13 protein-coding genes are annotated in these 19,108 nt (G+C 54.3%); 11 read left to right on the forward strand and 2 right to left on the reverse strand.

Annotated elements, in window-relative coordinates; translation table 11 throughout:
• The 3 genes from RT018_RS09015 to RT018_RS09025 all read left to right on the forward strand — a co-directional run.
• A partial coding sequence (locus RT018_RS09015) for a hypothetical protein (protein WP_312941189.1) occupies window positions 1–707 on the forward strand: 707 nt, incomplete at its 5' end.
• 47 nt (window positions 708–754) lie between these two features.
• Window positions 755–2,566 (forward strand): translation elongation factor 4, encoded by a 1,812-nt coding sequence (gene lepA / locus RT018_RS09020; RefSeq protein WP_312941190.1) that lies wholly within the window; start codon window positions 755–757, stop codon window positions 2,564–2,566.
• Between the two features lie 403 nt (window positions 2,567–2,969).
• Window positions 2,970–3,650: a TIGR00266 family protein gene (locus tag RT018_RS09025; RefSeq protein ID WP_312941191.1), complete on the forward strand. Its 681-nt coding sequence runs from the start codon at window positions 2,970–2,972 to the stop codon at window positions 3,648–3,650.
• Between the two features lie 74 nt (window positions 3,651–3,724).
• Here the strand turns inward: RT018_RS09025 and RT018_RS09030 are convergent, their stop codons facing one another.
• Entirely contained in the window at window positions 3,725–4,618 is an 894-nt protein-coding gene (locus tag RT018_RS09030; RefSeq protein WP_312941194.1) for a LysR family transcriptional regulator, read from the reverse strand.
• Between the two features lie 178 nt (window positions 4,619–4,796).
• Between RT018_RS09030 and argC the strand changes: the two genes are divergently transcribed.
• From argC to RT018_RS09065, 7 genes are all read left to right on the forward strand, one after another.
• Window positions 4,797–5,870 (forward strand): N-acetyl-gamma-glutamyl-phosphate reductase, encoded by a 1,074-nt coding sequence (gene argC / locus RT018_RS09035; protein WP_312941196.1) that lies wholly within the window; start codon window positions 4,797–4,799, stop codon window positions 5,868–5,870.
• A 44-nt stretch (window positions 5,871–5,914) separates the two neighbouring features.
• Entirely contained in the window at window positions 5,915–7,135 is a 1,221-nt protein-coding gene (gene argJ / locus RT018_RS09040; protein WP_312941198.1) for a bifunctional glutamate N-acetyltransferase/amino-acid acetyltransferase ArgJ, read from the forward strand.
• An 11-nt stretch (window positions 7,136–7,146) separates the two neighbouring features.
• The gene (argB, locus tag RT018_RS09045; RefSeq protein ID WP_312941200.1) at window positions 7,147–8,019 is read left to right on the forward strand and encodes an acetylglutamate kinase; all 873 of its coding nucleotides are present in this window, start codon (window positions 7,147–7,149) and stop codon (window positions 8,017–8,019) included.
• Between the two features lie 40 nt (window positions 8,020–8,059).
• Complete coding sequence (locus RT018_RS09050; protein ID WP_312941201.1) at window positions 8,060–9,283, forward strand: aspartate aminotransferase family protein; 1,224 nt, start codon at window positions 8,060–8,062, stop codon at window positions 9,281–9,283.
• Between the two features lie 286 nt (window positions 9,284–9,569).
• Window positions 9,570–10,982, forward strand: a complete 1,413-nt coding sequence (gene nhaC, locus RT018_RS09055; RefSeq protein ID WP_312941202.1) for a Na+/H+ antiporter NhaC — start codon at window positions 9,570–9,572, stop codon at window positions 10,980–10,982.
• Window positions 10,983–11,004: 22 nt separating this feature from the next.
• Window positions 11,005–12,105: an alanine racemase gene (locus tag RT018_RS09060; RefSeq protein ID WP_312941204.1), complete on the forward strand. Its 1,101-nt coding sequence runs from the start codon at window positions 11,005–11,007 to the stop codon at window positions 12,103–12,105.
• Between the two features lie 603 nt (window positions 12,106–12,708).
• Window positions 12,709–14,499 carry a methyl-accepting chemotaxis protein gene (locus tag RT018_RS09065; protein WP_312941206.1) on the forward strand — a complete coding sequence of 597 codons (1,791 nt, stop codon included), beginning with the start codon at window positions 12,709–12,711 and terminating at the stop codon, window positions 14,497–14,499.
• 107 nt (window positions 14,500–14,606) lie between these two features.
• On the opposite strand, the gene ppdK is transcribed toward RT018_RS09065, so the two are convergent.
• Window positions 14,607–17,240 (reverse strand): pyruvate, phosphate dikinase, encoded by a 2,634-nt coding sequence (gene ppdK / locus RT018_RS09070; protein WP_312941208.1) that lies wholly within the window; start codon window positions 17,238–17,240, stop codon window positions 14,607–14,609.
• Between the two features lie 285 nt (window positions 17,241–17,525).
• Here ppdK and RT018_RS09075 point away from each other — a divergent pair.
• On the forward strand, window positions 17,526–19,108 hold a 1,583-nt coding region (locus RT018_RS09075), incomplete at its 3' end, for a CvpA family protein (RefSeq protein WP_312941210.1).

Below are 19,108 nucleotides of genomic sequence, written 5' to 3' on the forward strand. Positions count from 1 at the left end.
AGGATGTAAAGCGGGTGATTTTCGGATTAGACCCCAATATTCTGGCCCGTCCTGCGTCGGACGCGCCGGATCAGCTTCCCGCCTATCTCTATGACGACAAGCCATGGAACGACACGGACTATCTTTTCAGCAAGGATGTGCTGCTCCGCGCCGTCTACGCGGTGGGAGAACGGGCACGGGGGCAGACGCGCCCCTTACAGGACGCATTCCTATGGGACGGAACCATGTATTTCAGCCGGGAGCTGGCCCTTGGCAGCTATGAGCGGCCAGAAATTGTGGATACACCTCTTCCCTCGGACACATTTTTGCAGAACTGCGATGAAAACCTGGCGGTGGTGAAAAGTTGGCTGGAAGCCCATCCAGACACAGAGTTTATCTTTTTCCTTTCGCCGTACAGCATCCTCTATTGGGACAAAATGCAGCGTCTTGGGGAGACTGAAGCGGTGTTTTCCCTTCTGCGCCGCACGGCGGAAACGCTGCTGCCCTATGAAAACGCGGAACTTCAGTGCTTTTTGACCGATACGGACACCATCTGCGATTTAGAAAACTACGCGGACCATATCCATGTGGCAGGCCGGGTGACCTATGCCATGTCTCAGGCCATGCCTGGAGACGAATACCGCCTGACGGAGGAGAATTACCATGAGAGGCTGGACGCGCTCCACACCTTTGTGGTAAACTACGACTACGAAAAAATCTTCGCGTAAATTGCGCCGCACCCCTTTGGGGCAGGCGCCAAGGAGGCTTTCCATATATGACCGACCAGTCTCATATCCGCAACTTTTCCATCATCGCCCACATCGACCACGGTAAATCCACGTTGGCTGACCGGCTGCTTGAAAAATGCGAGGCCGTCTCCGCCCGTGAAATGTCCAGCCAGCTGCTGGACAATATGGATTTGGAGCGGGAGCGGGGCATCACCATCAAAGCCCGGGCCGTGAAGCTAAACTACAAGGCCAGCGACGGCGAGATTTACGAGCTGAACCTCATCGACACTCCGGGCCATGTGGACTTCAACTACGAGGTTTCCCGCTCCCTTGCCGCCTGCGAGGGGGCCGTTCTGGTGGTGGATTCCACGCAGGGAGTGGAAGCGCAGACCCTTGCCAATACCTATCTTGCCATGGAGCACAATTTGGAAATTCTTCCGGTGTTCAACAAAATAGACCTGCCCGCCGCCGACCCTAAAAAGGCCAAGCATGAGGTTGAGGACATCATCGGCCTGCCCGCCATGGACGCGCCGGAGATTTCAGCCAAAATGGGCATAAACATCGAAGCGGTGCTGGAGGACGTGGTGAAAAATGTCCCCGCCCCCAAGGGGGACCGCGCCGCGCCGCTGAAGGCCCTGATTTTTGACAGCCAGTACGACGCATACCGCGGCGTGGTGGTCTATCTGCGCGTGATGGATGGAACCCTGCGCCCGGGGATGCAGGTGAAAATGATGGCCTCCGGCGCGATATACGGAATCGTGGAGTGCGGCCATCTGCTACCCCTGGGGCTGGAGCCCTGCAACACGCTGGAAGCCGGTGAAGTGGGCTATTTCACCGCCAGCATTAAAAACGTGAAAGACACCCGCGTGGGCGACACGGTGACGGGTGCGGAGCGCCCGGCGGCAGAACCACTCCCCGGTTATCGACCCGTGCAGGCCATGGTTTACTGCGGCATTTACACCGAAGATGGGTCCGAATATCCCGACTTGCGAGACGCCCTTGACAAGCTTAAGCTGAACGACGCGTCTCTCTCTTTTGAACCGGAGTCCTCTGCGGCGCTGGGCTTTGGCTTCCGGTGCGGCTTTTTGGGGATGCTGCACATGGAGGTGATTCAAGAACGGTTGGAGCGGGAGTTCGATTTGAACTTGGTGACTACCCTCCCCTCCGTTATTTATCACGTAACAAAATCCGACGGGACCGAGCTCACCGTGGACAACCCACACAACTACCCCGACCCCGCCGCCATTTTGGAGGCGCAGGAGCCTTATGTAAAAGTGTCCATCATCAGCCCCAACGAGTATGTGGGCAACATCATGCCTATGTGCCAGAACCGGCGGGGAGAGTTTAAGGATATGCAGTATCTGGACACAAATCTGGTGGAACTGCATTATCAGATGCCTCTCAACGAGATTATCTACGACTTTTTTGACACTCTCAAGGCAAACACCAAGGGCTATGCCTCGCTGGACTATGAGCTTTCGGGCTATCGATCCAGCGACCTTGTAAAGGTGGATCTTCTGCTTAACGGTGACCATGTGGACGCTTTGTCTTTCATCGCCCACCGGGACAAAGCCTATTCCCGGGCACGGCGGCTATGTGAAAAGTTGAAGGACAACATTCCCCGCCAGCTTTTTGAAATTCCCATTCAGGCCGCCATCGGCGGTCGGGTCATCGCGCGGGAGACGGTGAAGGCCATGCGCAAGGACGTGCTGGCCAAGTGCTATGGCGGCGACATCACCCGGAAGAAAAAGCTGCTGGAAAAGCAGAAGGAGGGCAAAAAGAAAATGCGCTCTCTGGGCACCGTTCAAGTCCCCACGGAGGCATTTCTGGCCGTTCTCAAGCTGGACGGGGACGAATGAAGTTCTTCTTAATCAAGCGCTTTGTCCGGAGAAGTTGGGAGAAGCTTTTGGAAATTCATAGATGTGCAATAAAATTCAATATGCAAGGATAAATAATTAGATTGTTTTCAGAAAACGCCTCGCACCCAGGCACAGAATCTCGCACATTGTCCTGTTATTGAGCATTTTTGATATATGTTACAAAAATCACTGAGGTATTGTGCAGAAATATTATACATGAATTATTGAATATTTTTGCAAAATATATTGACGGGAGCAGCAAAAAAGCGGATAATACGAACTGTAAATAAAACTTCGACCCCTAAGGTGTTTTACAGCTATCCAATTACCGCCTGCGGTGTGTTCCGCTGGGGCGCACCGCACAGAGAGAATTCCCGCAAATAAATGGTAAGGAGAGCAACACATGGAGTACAAAATCGAAGGACAGACCCTACCGGTGGTCATCTGCCAGCTCAACGCAGGTGAAAGCATGATTACCGAGCGTGGCAGCATGAGCTGGATGACCCCTAATATGCAGATGGAAACCACTTCCAACGGCGGAATGGGCAAGGCACTGGGCCGGATGTTCGCAGGAGAGGGTATGTTTCAAAATCGCTATACCTCCAAAGGCGGTCCCGGAATGATTGCCTTTGCCTCCAGCTTTCCCGGCGATATCCGGGTGTTTGAAATCGCGCCGGGCCGAGAGATGGTTTTGCAAAAGAGCGGCTTTTTGGCAAGTGAAGAGAGCGTGGAGCTGTCTGTGTTTTTCCGCAAAAAGGTGGGCGCGGGCCTGTTCGGCGGCGAGGGCTTTATTATGCAGAAGCTGTCAGGCCGGGGCATTGTCTTTGCCGAGTTTGACGGCCATATCGTGGAATATGATTTGGCAGCAGGCGAGTCTATGGTGATTGACACGGGCTATCTTGCCGCCATGGAAGCCACCTGCTCTATGGATATTCAAAACGTTCCCGGCATGAAAAACATTCTTTTCGGTGGCGAAGGGCTGTTTAACACGGTGGTCACCGGTCCGGGCCGTGTCTATTTGCAAACTATGCCCATCAGCAATGTGGCCGGTGTTATTGGACGTTACATTCCCACTAACGGCTAAATTCCTATTTTGGGGCGGAATTTGTTTAAAAATGGCGGGAAGCGGGTCTTCCCGCATTCCGCCACTTTCTCTCTTTAATTCATTCCCTCGAGAAAGGATGACTTTTTCATACAGAACACGACATGCTCCAAAAACAGCGATGTAACCGCCGAGGGCGTGACATCGCGCTTGAGGGCGATGCCTACCTCCCGAAACTGGGTGATATCCATAGGCAGGCGGACGATATGATAGCGGTTGGGCCGCAGAATTAAATCGTGCACAATGCTCATGCCCAAGCCACACTCCACCATGGACAGCAGGGCAAAGTCGCTGGTCACCTCATAGATGGTTTTGGGGGATGCCCTAAGATGGTCCAAAAAGCGGGTGATTTCATAGTCCTGTACCTCCTTAAGGTTTACAAAGCTTTCCTCCGGCAGGCGGCTGACGGGAAAGCAAGGCTCGTTGACCATGGGATGCCCCTGAGGAAGCACTGCCACCAAAGAATCCTGAAAGAGATAGGTCGCCTCAAATTCCCCGGCGGCGGGCATGGCCAGAAAACCGCAATCGATCATGCCCCGGCGCAGCCACTCTGAAACGTTGCTGTATTCGCCTGTGAAAAGCTGAATCTGAATATTAGGATATTTTTCATGAAACAGGTGCAAAACGGACGGAAGCACGCTGGTGGACAGGCTTGTAAAGCAGCCCACTCGCAAAAGCCCGCATTGAACTCCATGGATCTCGGAAACTGCAAAATTTAAATCCTTATAATTTCTGACGATTTCCTGAAGCTTCGGCAAAAGACTCCGCCCCTCCGAGGTAATTTCTATGCCGGAGCGGTTCCGGGTCAGCAGCGTCACCTGCCACAGATCCTCCAAATCCGCAATCATTTTGCTCACGGCGGACTGAGTATAGCCCAAATCGTTTGCCGCCTGCGTGATGCTGCCGGTCTCAATGGTCCGTAGATACGCGATGTATTTCCGAATACTCATGAAAAATTTTCAACTCCCTTATACATTCCAAAATAGAATGTTATGCAAAAAAATAATTCACTTTCTTATTTCTTCATTAAACTATACAATAGGTACTAGGGAATTTCAACGGTTAGCTGTGCTAATTTCCTAAACAAAACCGCATTTTGGCTTTGGCAAGATAAAAGGAGGAAGTATCATGGTTCGCTATTCGTTCATCGGCGCCACAGGATATGTCTGTGGGGAGCTGCTCCGGATGATGGTTAATCACCCAGAGGCAGAGCTTGTCAACGTTCTGGATACTTTTGGGGTGGGCAGCAAAATTCAGGAGTCTCACCCTGCTCTGCGCGGCTTTTACGACAAGGACATCATGGAGCTGACGGAGGGAAATGTGCGCCTTACCGCTCAGGAGAGCGACGTTGTGTTTATTGTTGTCCCCTCTGGTGAGGTGGTTCCGTTTGCCAGAATTGTTTTGGACGAAGGCAAGAAGCTTATCGACATCGGCGCGGATATCCGCTTTCGGGATGCTGAGGTCTGGAACAAGTGGTACAGCGCCGAGCACCCCGATCCCGAAATGACGCGGGAGGCCGTTTACTGCATTCCCGAGGTCATGCGGGATCTGGCCCGGGGAAAGAACCTGATTGCAAACCCCGGCTGCTATCCCACCGCCTCCACTCTGGGTCTTCAGCCCATGCTGAAGGCAGGCCACATCGTGGAAAACACCATTGTGATCGACGCCAAGAGCGGTTACACCGGCGCGGGTCGCCGCCCGGGGCTGAACAAGCTGCTCACTGAGGCGGAAAATAACTTCTGTGCATACAGTCTCGCCGCGTCCCACCGCCACACTCCCGAGATTGAGCAGAACATCGCCTACATCACCGGACGGGACACCATGAAGCCAGAAACCTGGCAGTACATCAACTTCCAGCCCCATCTCCTGCCCCAGGTTCGCGGCATCGAGGTCACCATTTATGCCACGCTGGACCGAGACTATACCAACGACGAGCTTTACGAGATGTATTCCGAGTTTTACAAAGACGAACCTTTCGTTATGGTCTTCCCTGCCAGCCAGCCCGTGCAGACCAAGTGGGTCTACGGCACAAACCTGTGTGCCATGACCCCTGTGTACGACGCGCGGACGCACCGCCTGATTGTCAGCTCCGTGATCGACAACATTGGTAAGGGCGCCGCGGGCCAGGCCATTCAGAACATGAACCTCATCATGGGCCTGCCGGAAACCACCGGCCTTCTGGTCCCGCCTATGTACCCGTAATTTTCAGGTTCGCTTCCCATCACATTCAGAGAGGAGTCATGCATATGGCATATCAAGTGATTCAGGGTGGAGTCACCGCTCCCAAGGGCTTTATGGCCGGAGCTGTTTACGCGGGAATTAAAAGCCGCAAAAAGGAAAAGCCCGACGTGGCCGTTTTGTATTCTGAGCAGCCCTGCGCCTGCGCGGCCTGCTTCACCACCAACAAGTTCTGCGCCGCCCCGGTGATTCTGGGCCGGGAGATTCTTAAAAAAGGAAAGGCCCGCGCCATCGTTATCAACAGCGGCAATGCTAATGCCGCCACCGGCGAGCAGGGCATCCGGGATGCAAAGTTGGTGGAGACAGAGACGGAAAAGCTTCTGGGTCTTGGGGAAGACGAGGTGTTTGTCTGTTCCACCGGCGTCATCGGGCAGCGCCTGCCCGTGGATAAGGTGCTGGACGGGGTGCGCCGCGTGGTGCCCAGCTTGTCTGCCGATAAGGGGACCGAGGCCGCCTGGGCCATCATGACCACCGACACTGTGCGCAAGGAATCCGCCTATGAACTCACTCTCTCCAGCGGAACCATCCGCATCGGCGCCATGGCAAAGGGCTCTGGTATGATTCACCCCAACATGGCTACCATGCTGGCCTATGTCACCACCGATGCCAAGGCCGACTCCGCAGATTTGCAGAAGATGCTTTCCGCCGCGGTGGACAAGAGCTTCAATATGTGCACGGTGGACGGCGACACTTCCACCAACGACTCCATTTTCCTGCTGGCCAACGGAGCATCCGGCGTGGAAATCAAAACGGAAGAGGATAAGGCGGCTCTAGCGGACCTGATTGAGTACATCTGTATCGACATCGCCCGGCGCATCGCCTCCGACGGAGAGGGCGCCACCCACCTCATCGAGGTGGAGTCTTATGGCCTGCCCACCGAGCACGACGCGCGGCTGGTGGCGAAGTCTATCGCCGGTTCCATGCTGTTTAAGGCCGCCGTTTTTGGACGGGACGCCAACTGGGGCCGCATTATGGCCGCCGCGGGCTATTCCGGCGCGGACGTGGACCCCACACGGGCAGACTGCATTATTAAGAGCGCGGCTGGCGAAGTGCGGGTGATGAAAGACGGGTTCGGCACTGATTTTAGTGAGGAAAAGGCAAAGGAAATCCTCACCGAACACGACATCACCATCATTGTCCGCTTCTATCAGGGCGACGGGCAGGCCAAGGCCTGGGGCTGCGATCTGACTTATGACTATGTGAAGATCAACGGTGACTATCGCACTTAAGGAGGATACATATGACCAACATCGCAAGCAAGGTGGACACCTTGATGGAGGCGATGCCTTACCTGCAAAAATATGCCGGTAAAATCGTCGTTATCAAATACGGTGGCAACGCCATGATCAACGAAGATCTGAAGGACGCCGTGCTGCACGACGTGGTGATGTTGAAGCTTTTGGGACTAAAACCCGTTCTGAGTCACGGCGGAGGCCCCGGCATCAACAAGATGCTGGAGACACTGAACATTCCTGTGGAGTTTATTGGCGGCCTGCGCTACACCTCAGAGGACATTATGCGCGTGGTGGAAATGGTGCTGGTTGGACAGGTAAACACCGAGCTGGTGGGCTTTATTAATAAGCTTGGCGGCAAGGCCGTGGGCCTGTCCGGCGTCAGCGGAGACATCTATCACTGCCATCGGCGCAGCGAGGAGCTGGGGTTTGTGGGCGACATTGATTCTGTGGACCCCACCTCCATTCTCGCCATGCTGGACGCGGGCTTTATCCCTGTGGTCGCCCCCGTGGGAACCGACGGGCAGGGCCACACCTACAATATCAACGGCGACACCGCCGCAGGCAAGCTTGCCAGCGCACTGGGTGCAGAAAAGCTGGTGCTTCTGACGGATATCGAGGGCCTTTGCAATGACATCAAGCTGCGGGACGTCATCAGCTATCTCAACACGGAAGACGTTCAGATGCTCAAGGATCGGGGGACCATCGCGGGCGGTATGATTCCCAAGGTGGACTGCTGCGTGCAGGCTATCGAAGAGGGTGTTGGCAGCGTGCATATTATTGACGGGCGCAAACCCCACAGTATCCTGTACGAGGCTTTTACCAACGAGGGAATCGGCACCACCGTGGGGACAGAGCGGCCCAGCGTGGGTATTCAATAAGCAAAACAATTTTTCAGATAACTACAAGGAGGGAACCACCATGATTGAGCTTTACAAGACCAATGCGGAGGTCATCGAGGCCGGTGACAAGTATCTGTACGGCAACCATGTCCGTATGCCCATCTCCATGGAGCGGGGCGAGGGCGTCTATGTCTTTGACAAGGACGGCAACAAGTATCTGGATTTTGTAGGCGGCATTGCCGTCAACGGTCTGGGCCACTGCCATCCCGCCATTGCAAAGTGCCTGCGGGAGCGGGCGGAGACGATTCTGCACTGCTCCAACTATTTTTACAATGAGCCCGCCGTGCAGACCGCGAAGCTGATTGTTGAAAACAGCTGCTTTGACAAGGTTTTGTTCGCCAACTCCGGCGCAGAGTCCAACGAGGGTCAGATCAAGCTTGCCCGAAAGTTTGCCAAGGACCACGGACACCCCGAGCGCTTCGCAGTCATCACCATGAAGAACTCCTTCCACGGCCGCACGCTGGCTACCGCCACCGCCACCGGCCAGTATGCCGTCCATCGCTTTTTCGAGCCCCTGCCCACCGGCTTCCGCTATGCCGAGTTTAACAATCTGGACTCTGTGAAGGCCCTGATGGATGAGTACGTCTGCGGCATCCTCACCGAGCCTGTGCAGGGCGAGGGCGGCGTTCGTCCCGCTTCCCAGGAGTTTTTGCAGGGCCTGCGGGACCTATGCGACGAGAAGGGGATCCTTCTGATGTTCGACGAGGTGCAGGTTGGCTCCGGCCGCACCGGCAAGCTGTTCGCCTATCAGAACTTCGGCGTGGAGCCCGATACCTGCTCCATGGCCAAGGCGCTGGGCTCTGGCGTTCCCATCGGCGCGGTCTGCGCCCGTGGCGAGGCTGCCCAGACTCTCACCCCCGGCACCCATGGTTCCACCTTTGCCGGAGGCCCTCTGGCCTGCGCACTGGCTGCCACCACGCTGGATGTGATGCTCAACGAGGGTGTGATTGACCACTGTGCCAAGGTGGGCGAATATTTCCGCCAGCAGATGCGGGACGTGATCGCTGCCAAGCATCCCTCCGCCGTGAAGGAAATTCGGGGCCTTGGCCTGATTGACGGCATCGAGCTGACTCAGCCCTCCGGCCAGCCGGTGGTGGACCTGTGCTTCAAGGACAGCAAGGTGTTGATTAACAACACCAACGGAAACGTGCTCCGTTTTGTGCCTCCTCTGATTGTAAGCAAAGAGGAGATTGACCTCGTTATTAAGGCCGTGGATGATGCCATGACCAAACTGGGCTGGTAAAGTCCTTCCCTACCGTTCTTCTTCTCCGCAAGCGGATTTGGCCACGCGAGGGAAGCGGAACGCTCCGGTCTGTTAGCGCCCGAACCCCCTGCATGAGTGGTTTTCGGAGAGAAACGGGCGGCATAACTGCGAGATGTCGGTTATTTCATCGAAGAGAAGAACTCACCAAATTACCGTAAAAGCATACCTCTGAACGAATACAATGGCGATCAAAGGAAATCGACATGAACAGTGAAGAAAGGTTGGTAAAACGATGAGTGGAGAAAACAAGGCAAAAGAGCCCAGAATGCCGAGACTGTGGGAGGCCCTGCTGACCATGCTGTTCCTCGTGGCTATGCTGGCAATTGGCATCATTGTCTACGGAGTAGATCCCCACGTACCCATGTTTATCGGCGTGATTGGCGCCGCCCTGATGGCTTTGTATCTCGGCTACAAGTGGGAGGACATCGAAAAGTCCATGATGGACGGCATTTACAAAGCGCTGCAGTCCATCATTATTCTCACGATTATCGGCATTTTGATTGGCGTGTGGATTGATGCGGGTGTCGTCCCCTCCATGATCTACTACGGTCTGAAGGTTCTCAAGCCCAGCATCTTCTTTATTGCAGCGCTGCTGATTTGCTCTGTCACTTCTCTGGCCACCGGCACCTCGTGGGGCACCATGGGCACCATGGGCGTCGCTCTGATGGGCATTGGAATGGGTCTTGGCATGAACCCGGGCATGACGGCTGGTGCGGTCATCTCCGGCGCATACTTCGGCGATAAGATGTCTCCCCTGTCCGACACCACAAACCTGGCTCCCGCCATGGCCGGCACCGACGTGATGACCCACGTCAAATTTATGATTCTTCCCACTTCGTTGGTTTATGCCGTGTGTCTGGTGGTATATGGTATTTTTGGCTTCACTCAGTATCACGGCGGCGAGGCGGACCTGAGCCAGGTGGAGGTCCTCTCCAACGCGCTAAGCGGTTTGTTTAACGTCAATCCGATTCTGCTGCTGCCCCCCGTCATTGTTATTGTGGCGGTTGCCTGCAAGATCCCAGCCATTCCGGGCATCACTCTGGGAATTCTCTCCGGTGCGCTATGTGGCCTTATTCTCCAGCCGGACTGCACGCTGGGCACGCTTTTCTCCTGCGGCATGGGCGGCTACGAGTGCAATACCGGTGTGGAGTCCATTGACAATCTGCTTTCCACCGGTGGCCTTATGAAAATGATGTTCTCCGTCTCCATGACCATCATCGCTATGATGTTCGGCGGCATTATGGAGTACACCCACCAGCTAGAGGTCATTGTCAACAAACTGAAGGCGCTTGCCAAAACTCCCGCTACGCTGGTCACTCTTACCGAGGCCACCTGCGTGATTTCCAACGCTACCATGCCCGAGCAGTACATCTCCATTGTCGTTCCCGGTCGGATGTACGCCGAGGAATACCGCAAGATGGGCCTGCATCCCAAGACTCTGTCCAATGCCTTAGAGGGCGCAGGCACAGTTACCTCTGCGTTGATCCCCTGGAACACCTGCGGCGTGTTTATTGTCAGCACGCTGGGCATTTCCACCGCCCAGTATGCACCTTACGCTGTGTTTAACTGGCTGATGCCCATCGTCGTGATTGCGATGGCCTTTATGGGCCTGACCGTCGCCGATGCGGACGGCGTGCGCCTTGCAAAAAAGAAGAGCGCGATGCCCGTGGCCAAATAATTTGAAGGCAGGAAGCAAACATATGTCTGCAAACCAAGCTCGCTATCCCCTGTTGGAGATTGATTTGGATAAATTGCAGGAGAATCTGGCAGCGCTCATCGAGCGCTGCCAGGATTCCTGTGTGGAAGTCGCCGGTGTTGTCAAGGGTGCAACGGCGCTTCCGGAGGTGGCGCGGATGTTTGCCCGCAGCGGCGTGCGATTTGTGGCCACCTCCCGCATCGATCAGCTCCGCTCCATGCGCGCCGCCGGGATTGAGGCACCGCTGATGCTGATTCGCGTTCCTATGCTCTCCGAGGTGGAGGATGCGGTGGCCCTAAGTGACGCCAGCCTGCAAAGCGACCTCACCGTCCTTCGTGCTATGAACGCCGCTGCAAAGCGGCAGGGTAAAATTCATCAAGTTCTTTTGATGATTGACCTTGGTGATTTGCGCGAGGGTTTTTGGGATGCGGAGGAAGTGGTGGACGCGGCTTTGGAAATTGAGACCAGCCTTAAAAACCTCCACTTAATCGGTGTGGGTGTCAACCTGAGCTGCTATGGCTCGGTAAAACCCAACACAAGAAACATGCAGGGACTGGTTTCTTTGGCAGCGGACGTTGAAAAAGCCATTGGCCGCCCCTTGGAGTATGTCAGCGGTGGTGCGTCCACCTCCATGTACATGGTTTTGAACGGAACTATGCCATGCCGCATGAACCTGCTCCGTCTGGGGGAAATTGTCCTCACTGGGCAGATTTACGGATGCAGCCCGGACTTTACCCACAAGGACGTATTCACGCTCAAGGCAGAGGTGGTGGAATGCCGGGACAAGCCCAGCTTTCCTGTAGGAGAGCTGACGGTGGACGCCTTTGGCAAACTTGCTAACTACGAGGACCGGGGCATCCGGCGACGGGCGCTGGTTGCGCTTGGCCGGGTGGATTACGGCGATTTTTCCGATATCCGGCCCCGTCTTCCTGGCGTGGAGATTCTAGGCGCTTCTTCCGACCACACCATTTTGGATGTGGAGGCTGTAAAAGATTCCATTCAGGTAGGTGACGTACTGGAGTTTGATGTGGGTTACCCTTCCCTGGTGTATCTCACCAACACAAAGAGCGTGGAAATCACCTATCAGGGCGGAGAACCGCGTTAAGCTCCGCGGCCACATCTCCTAAACATACCCGCAGGGCCTCCCTTTGGGGAGGCCCTGCTTATTTTTTGAAAATAGGACTGCCTGCTTGAAATAAATCACCAGCCTGTAAATACCACGCCCCACTAAACGGAGTGAAACGCCTTTAAAACTAGCACGGAGCCCAAAAAATTGAATAGATTTGCATTTCCTTTTAGGTCAACAATTGGTTGTATTATTTATTTATCGCGTTATATGCCAAAACCGCAATTTTTAGCATTGCCTGTGCTCGTTTTTTTGTGAAACCCTCTGATCCAAGTGTATTGACAATTAGTCTCCAAAGGAATATGATACATCTTGTTTTGTTTTTAGAATGATTAAATAATGGTTGTAACTTTTTTGGGTCTTCTTACAGTCTGCTATTCTGCTCCTGAATATATTCCCAGACACGCCGGCTTTTTATAAAGACAAGTTACACGCACATTTCGGCTGTTTATATGTTGTCGAAATGCGCGCTTTTCTTTGCTCGGAGGCGCGCTGACAAATCCCCTCTGGCACAGCATGCAAAAAGAGATTGGCTATATTGGCGCAAACATTCTAACGATTTTGGTTGTGGGAGGACATATTATGAGAAATTTAAAAATTTCAAGAAAAATGACCATTGGGTTTGGAACCATTTTTGCTCTGATGATTATTTCAACCGTTATTTCCCTATTTAGTTTGAATATATTATATTCGCAGATTAACCGATATCAGGACGACGCTCTTCCGAACACCGTCAATGTTTGGACTCTGCGCAGGTACAGCGTCTCTCTGCAACGATATATGGCGCTGGTATTCCTGACTGATGACGCTTCCCAGCGCCAGAAATATGTGGACCAGATTGAATCTGAGCAAGCCTCGCTTGACGCGGTGCTGGCGAGTTTCAGGGCGGTTTCCGGCGCGAGTGAGGAAACCTTAAAAAGTCTTGATGAAATTATGGAAAAAGACGCAACCTATCGGCAGGTATTGCTTTCTTATGCAGAGCGCGGCAATGCCGATTTGTTGAAGCAGGGACAAGAACTATTGATTGATGAGTATATTCCCAATGCCTCACAAGTTGGAGATCTTGTGAACGAAGTTGCAGACACCATCAGCACGCGCATGAGCGAGCTTAACACACAGGCCGCTCGGGAAAGAACGCTTTCGTTGGCTTTTCTTGTGGGATCGGCACTATTTTCATTGTTTTTCTGCATCACTATCACCGTTATGATTACCAGATCGATTACAAGGCCCATCAAGGAAATTGAGGGCGTATACAAAGAGATTGAACAAGGCAATCTTCGCGCGCAGCTCACTTATAAGAGCAAGGACGAGCTTGGCCACATGGCCGACAGCATCCGGAGAGCGAATGAAAAAACTCTGTCCTATATACAGGACATCGGGTCCAAGCTTGCACTTTTTGCAAACGGTGATATGAGAATACGAGTTGATCTGGACTACGAAGGTGATTTTGCGCCGCTCAAGCAGAGTCTTACAGCAACCGCTTTTTCACTCAACAAGGTGCTTTCCGCCATTAACGAGGCTTCAAATCAGGTTGACGTCGGCGCAGGACAGGTTTCCAGTGGGGCACAGGCTTTGGCAGCGGGAACCACCGAACAGGCAGCAACCGTGGAAGAGCTGAATTCCTCCATCACCAGCGTCTCTCAGTTGGCCGAGAGCAATGCGCTCAGCGTGAAAAAAGCCTCTGAGTACGTAAGTCTGGTCGGTGAAAGTGCGGCGGTCAGCAACAACTATATGCAGCAGCTCAACAACGTCATGAACGACATCGGCGACTCCTCTCAGCAGATCTCAAAGATTACGAAGCTGGTGGAGGATATCGCATTCCAGACAAATATTCTTTCCCTGAACGCGGCTGTCGAGGCCGCCCGTGCAGGAAGCGCCGGCAAGGGCTTCGCCGTTGTCGCCGACGAGGTTAGAAACCTCGCGGCCAAATCCGCCGAAGCCGCGCAGCAAACCGCCGAGCTGATTGAAAAGTCCGTGTCCACGGTTGCAGAGGGAGAGCGGCTGGCGACGGACACCCTTGCGCGTCTGTCCGACGTCACAGGAAAAGCCGACATGGTCATACAGGCGATGCAGGAAATTGAACGCGCTTCCTCTGAGCAGGCGGCTTCTATCGAGCAGGTCAGCGAGGGGCTGACGCAGGTTTCTACCGTTGTTCAGACAAATGCGGCAACCGCTGAGGAAAGTTCGGCCTCCAGCGAGGAGTTGGCCGCACAGGCGCAGGCTTTGCAGCGTGAAATCGCAAAATTTAAGCTAGAGGATTATGACAGCGCCTTGCAGCCCTCTTCCTCTAAAGAACCGGAGACTGGCGCGGAGTCCGTCGAGGCGGTTTCGGAATCCCGGGCGGTGCTGTCCGCAGGCATGAGCAAATACTAAGCTCAATTCTTTTTGATATTGTGAAGCTATAAAAAAACACCCCTTGATTTCAATCGAAATCAAGGGGTGTTTTTCTGCTTTTACAACGTCTTCAAGACAGAAAACGCTTACTTTCTGGGATTCTTAATGGCCGCCTGCGCCGCCGCAAGGCGAGCAATAGGCACACGGAAGGGAGAGCAGGACACATAGTCCAGACCCACCTTGTGGCAGAACTCCACGGAGGTGGGGTCGCCGCCGTGCTCGCCACAGATGCCCAGGTGAAGATCAGAGCGGGTCTGACGGCCCAGTTTCACAGCCATTTCCACCAGCTTGCCCACGCCGGTCTGATCCAGATGGGCAAAAGGATCGGACTCGTAAATCTTCTTCTCGTAATACGCGTTCAGGAACTTGCCCGCGTCGTCACGGCTGAAGCCGAAAGTCATTTGGGTGAGATCGTTGGTGCCGAAGGAGAAGAAGTCGGCTTCCTTGGCAACCTCGTCGGCGGTGAGAGCGGCACGGGGAATCTCAATCATGGTGCCAACTTCATACTTCATGTCGACGCCGGACTCCTTGATGAGCCTGTCGGCCACGGACACCACGATTTCGCGGACGTACTTCAGCTCCTTCACCTCGCCGATCAAGGGAATCATAATGTTGGGAGTGATGCTGTACATGCCCTTCTTGGTGACGGCAATGGCGGCATTAATCACCGCAGTGGTCTGCATCTCGGCAATTTCCGGATAGGAAACAGCCAGACGGCAGCCGCGATGTCCCATCATGGGGTTGAACTCGTGGAGGCTCTCAATGACGCTTTTCAGCTTCTCCACGGTGATGTTCAACTCGCCGGCAATCTCCTGAATGTCGGATTCCTTGGTGGGCAGGAACTCGTGCAGAGGCGGATCCAGGAAGCGGATGATAACGGGGCAGCCCTCCATTGCTTCGTAGATACCCTCAAAGTCGCTCTGCTGAAAGGGCAGGAGCTTGTCGAGGGCCTTGCGGCGCTCCTCCTCCGTCTCCGCCACGATCATCTCCCGCATCGCCTTAATGCGCGCGCCCTCGAAGAACATGTGCTCCGTGCGGCAAAGGCCGATACCCTCGGCGCCAAAGCCGCGGCCCTGGGCGGCGTCTCTGGGCGTGTCTGCGTTGGTATAGACGCCTATCTGGCGGTATTCGTCCGCCCAGCCCATCAAACGGCCGAAATAGCCGGAGTTGGGGTCGGCAGGAATGGTACCCACGGCCTCGCCGTAGATATTGCCGGTGGAACCGTCCAGAGAAATCCAGGTTCCCTCCGTATAGGTCTTTCCGCCCAACACAAACTGCTTTTTCTCATAGCTCACGGCAATTTCTCCGCAGCCGGACACGCAGCAGGTGCCCATGCCACGGGCCACCACGGCAGCGTGCGAGGTCATGCCGCCACGGACGGTGAGAATGCCCTGCGCAACCTGCATGCCCTCGATATCCTCAGGAGAAGTCTCCAGCCGGACCAAAATCACCTTTTCACCCTGATCGGACCATTCCTTGGCGTCCTCGGCGGTGAAAACCACGCGGCCGTAGGCAGCACCCGGAGAGGCGGCCAGCCCCTTGCCGATGACCGCCGCTTTTTTCAGCGCCGCAGGGTCAAACTGGGGGTGCAGCAGCGCGTCCAACTGCTTGGGGTCCACGCGCAAAACAGCTTCTTTCTCGGAAATCATGCCCTCGTCCACCAGATCCACAGCCACCTTCAGGGCGGCGGCAGCGGTGCGCTTGCCGTTGCGAGTCTGAAGCATATAGAGCTTGCGGTCCTGAATGGTGAACTCCATATCCTGCATATCGCAGTAATGAGCTTCCAGCTTGTTGGCAATTTGGGCAAACTCTTCGTAAACCTCGGGCATCTCTTCCTTCAGCATGCTGATGGGAGAGGGCGTGCGCACACCAGCCACCACATCCTCACCCTGAGCATTGATGAGATACTCACCAAACAGGGCTTTTTCGCCGGTGGCGGGGTTGCGGGTGAACGCCACGCCGGTGCCGGAGTTATTGCCGGTATTACCGAAAACCATGGACTGGACGTTGACGGCGGTACCCCAGTCATAGGGAATCTCGTTCATCCGGCGATAGAAGTTGGCCCGGGGATTGTCCCAGGAACGGAACACGGCCTTTACGGACTCCATCAACTGGACCTTGGGGTCCTGAGGGAAGTCCTCGCCCTTTTCCTTCTTGTAAAACTCCTTGAATTTGACAGTCAGTGCCTTCATATCCTCCGCGTCCAAATCAAGATCGTTTTCCACGCCCTTCTTGGCCTTCATCTCGTCGATAATTTCCTCAAAGCGCTTCTTGCTCAGCTCCATCACCACGTCGGAGAACATCTGGATAAACCGGCGATAAGAGTCATAGGCAAAGCGGGGATTGCCGGTCTTCTTGGCAAATCCCTCCACGGCCACGTCGTTCAGGCCCAGGTTCAGGATGGTGTCCATCATGCCAGGCATGGAAGCCCGTGCGCCGGAGCGGACGGAAACCAGCAGCGGATCGCTGGGGTCACCGAACTTCTTGCTGTTTTCCGCTTCCAGCCAAACCATATTCTCTTCGATCTCAGCCTGAATGTCGGCGTTAATCTGGCGGCCGTCGGTATAATACTGTGTGCAGGCCTCGGTTGTGATGGTGAAGCCCTGAGGGACGGGCATCCCGGCCAGAGTCATCTCAGCCAGGTTTGCGCCCTTGCCGCCCAGCAGCTCGCGCATTTCCTTATTTCCCTCGGAAAATTTGTAGACATATTTTTTTGCCATGTGTTTTTCCTCCGTCTTAGAATTGCCCTGCGGCAGGGAAAGTCAGTAAACGATTGCTTCGAGAATTGAATAGAATCATTATATAGGGATATGGAGGAAAAGACAAGTCACAATTCAAGCAGAAGAAATATGGAGGGAAAAAATTCCAGGAAGAATTTTGTGCAATTTCTACAACTCCCATAAAATTCTTGCTGAAAAATGGAACGAGTTGATTTATTTACAAATTTGGCATATAATACAAATAACTGTATAATAGGCAGAAATTACAAGGAGGGCTAACTAAATATGCCTTTTCACTTCAATTCCACACCCGGAAACGGCTCTGATCCCAGCGGTTTTGGGGGCTTTGGCGGGCCTCAGGGCGGCGCAAACAATGTACCTCCTCCGCCATTCACTCCCCGGCCCAAAAAAGAGCGCAAGCCCCGCAAGTCCGTGGGCAACCGGTTTACCCGCGTGCTGCTCAATCTCCTGGTGACCCTTGCTGTGGGCTTGGCTTACTTCTATGTAAACCTGCCTGCGCTGAATTTCCAAAGTCAGCAATTTTATGTGTTTCTATTTCTGCTGTGCGCAGTATACTGCGGCTGCGCGATTCTCACCTCCGGTTTTCAGGGCGACGGGGCGAAGGGCTACTTCCATTTTGTAAAAAAGCAGTGCACGATTCCCTTTTCTCTGGCGCTGGCAATGATTATTGTAACGGCGTTGGGCTCGCTTGCAGGCTGGGTGGTCATTCGCGCCAAGAGTTACAGCGAGCTGCTTCCCATTGAGACGGGAGATTTCGCGCAGGATGTGGACGAGATTTCCTATGACCAGATTCCCATGCTGGACGCGAACTCCGCCGTGCTGCTGGGCAACCGGAAGCTGGGCGAGTTGGCGGACATGGTTTCCCAGTTCGAGATCCTCAGCACCTACACCCAAATTAACTACCGGGGCCGCCCTGTCCGTGTTACCTCTCTGGCTTACGGCGATCTGATCAAATGGTTTACGAACCGGGCCGAGGGCCTGCCGGCGTATCTGATCATTGACATGGTGACGCAGGACGCCGATGTAATCCGCCTTCCCGAAGGTATGAAATACACCGTGGCAGAACACTTTGGTCGCAATCTAAACCGGCATCTGCGGTTTCAGTTCCCCACCATGATGTTTGACACGCCGGTGTTTGAAATTGACGAGGAAGGCGTTCCCTATTGGGTCAGCGCCCGCATCGTGAAAACCATCGGCCTGTTTGGCGGCGTGGATATCCGTGGCGCGGTACTCACCAACGCTATCACCGGCGAAAGCACGTATTACGAAAATGTCCCCACATGGGTGGACCGGGTATACAACAGTGAACTGGTGATGCAGCAGTACGACTATTACGGCAGCTATCATAATGGCTTCCTCAACTCCATGTTTGGACAGCGCAACGTGACTCAGACCACCGACGGCTATAACTATATTGCCATCGGAGACGACGTGTATATGTACACCGGCGTTACCTCCGTCACCTCCGATGAGTCTATTATCGGCTTTTTACTGTGCAATCAAAGGACCAAGGAGACCCATTTCTACTCCATCGCGGGGGCCACGGAGTATTCCGCTCAAGGCTCTGCACAGAGTAAGGTCCAGCAGATGAACTATCAGGCCACCTTCCCCCTGCTGTTGAACATTGCCGAGCAGCCCACCTATTTCATGGCGCTGAAGGGTGCGGACGGTCTGGTAAAGATGTATGCCATGGTCAACGTCCAGCAGTATCAGATTGTGGCCACGGGGTCCACGTTGGCGGAATGCGAGGTGAACTACCGCACGGCTCTGGCGGACAACAAGCTGATTGACAACGATCAGGCGGAGGTGGTCCCCTCCGACCAGCAGGAAATATCGGGCGTTTTGGC

The sequence above is a fragment of the Oscillibacter sp. genome (assembly GCF_032060045.1).
Classification (GTDB): domain Bacteria; phylum Bacillota; class Clostridia; order Oscillospirales; family Oscillospiraceae; genus Oscillibacter.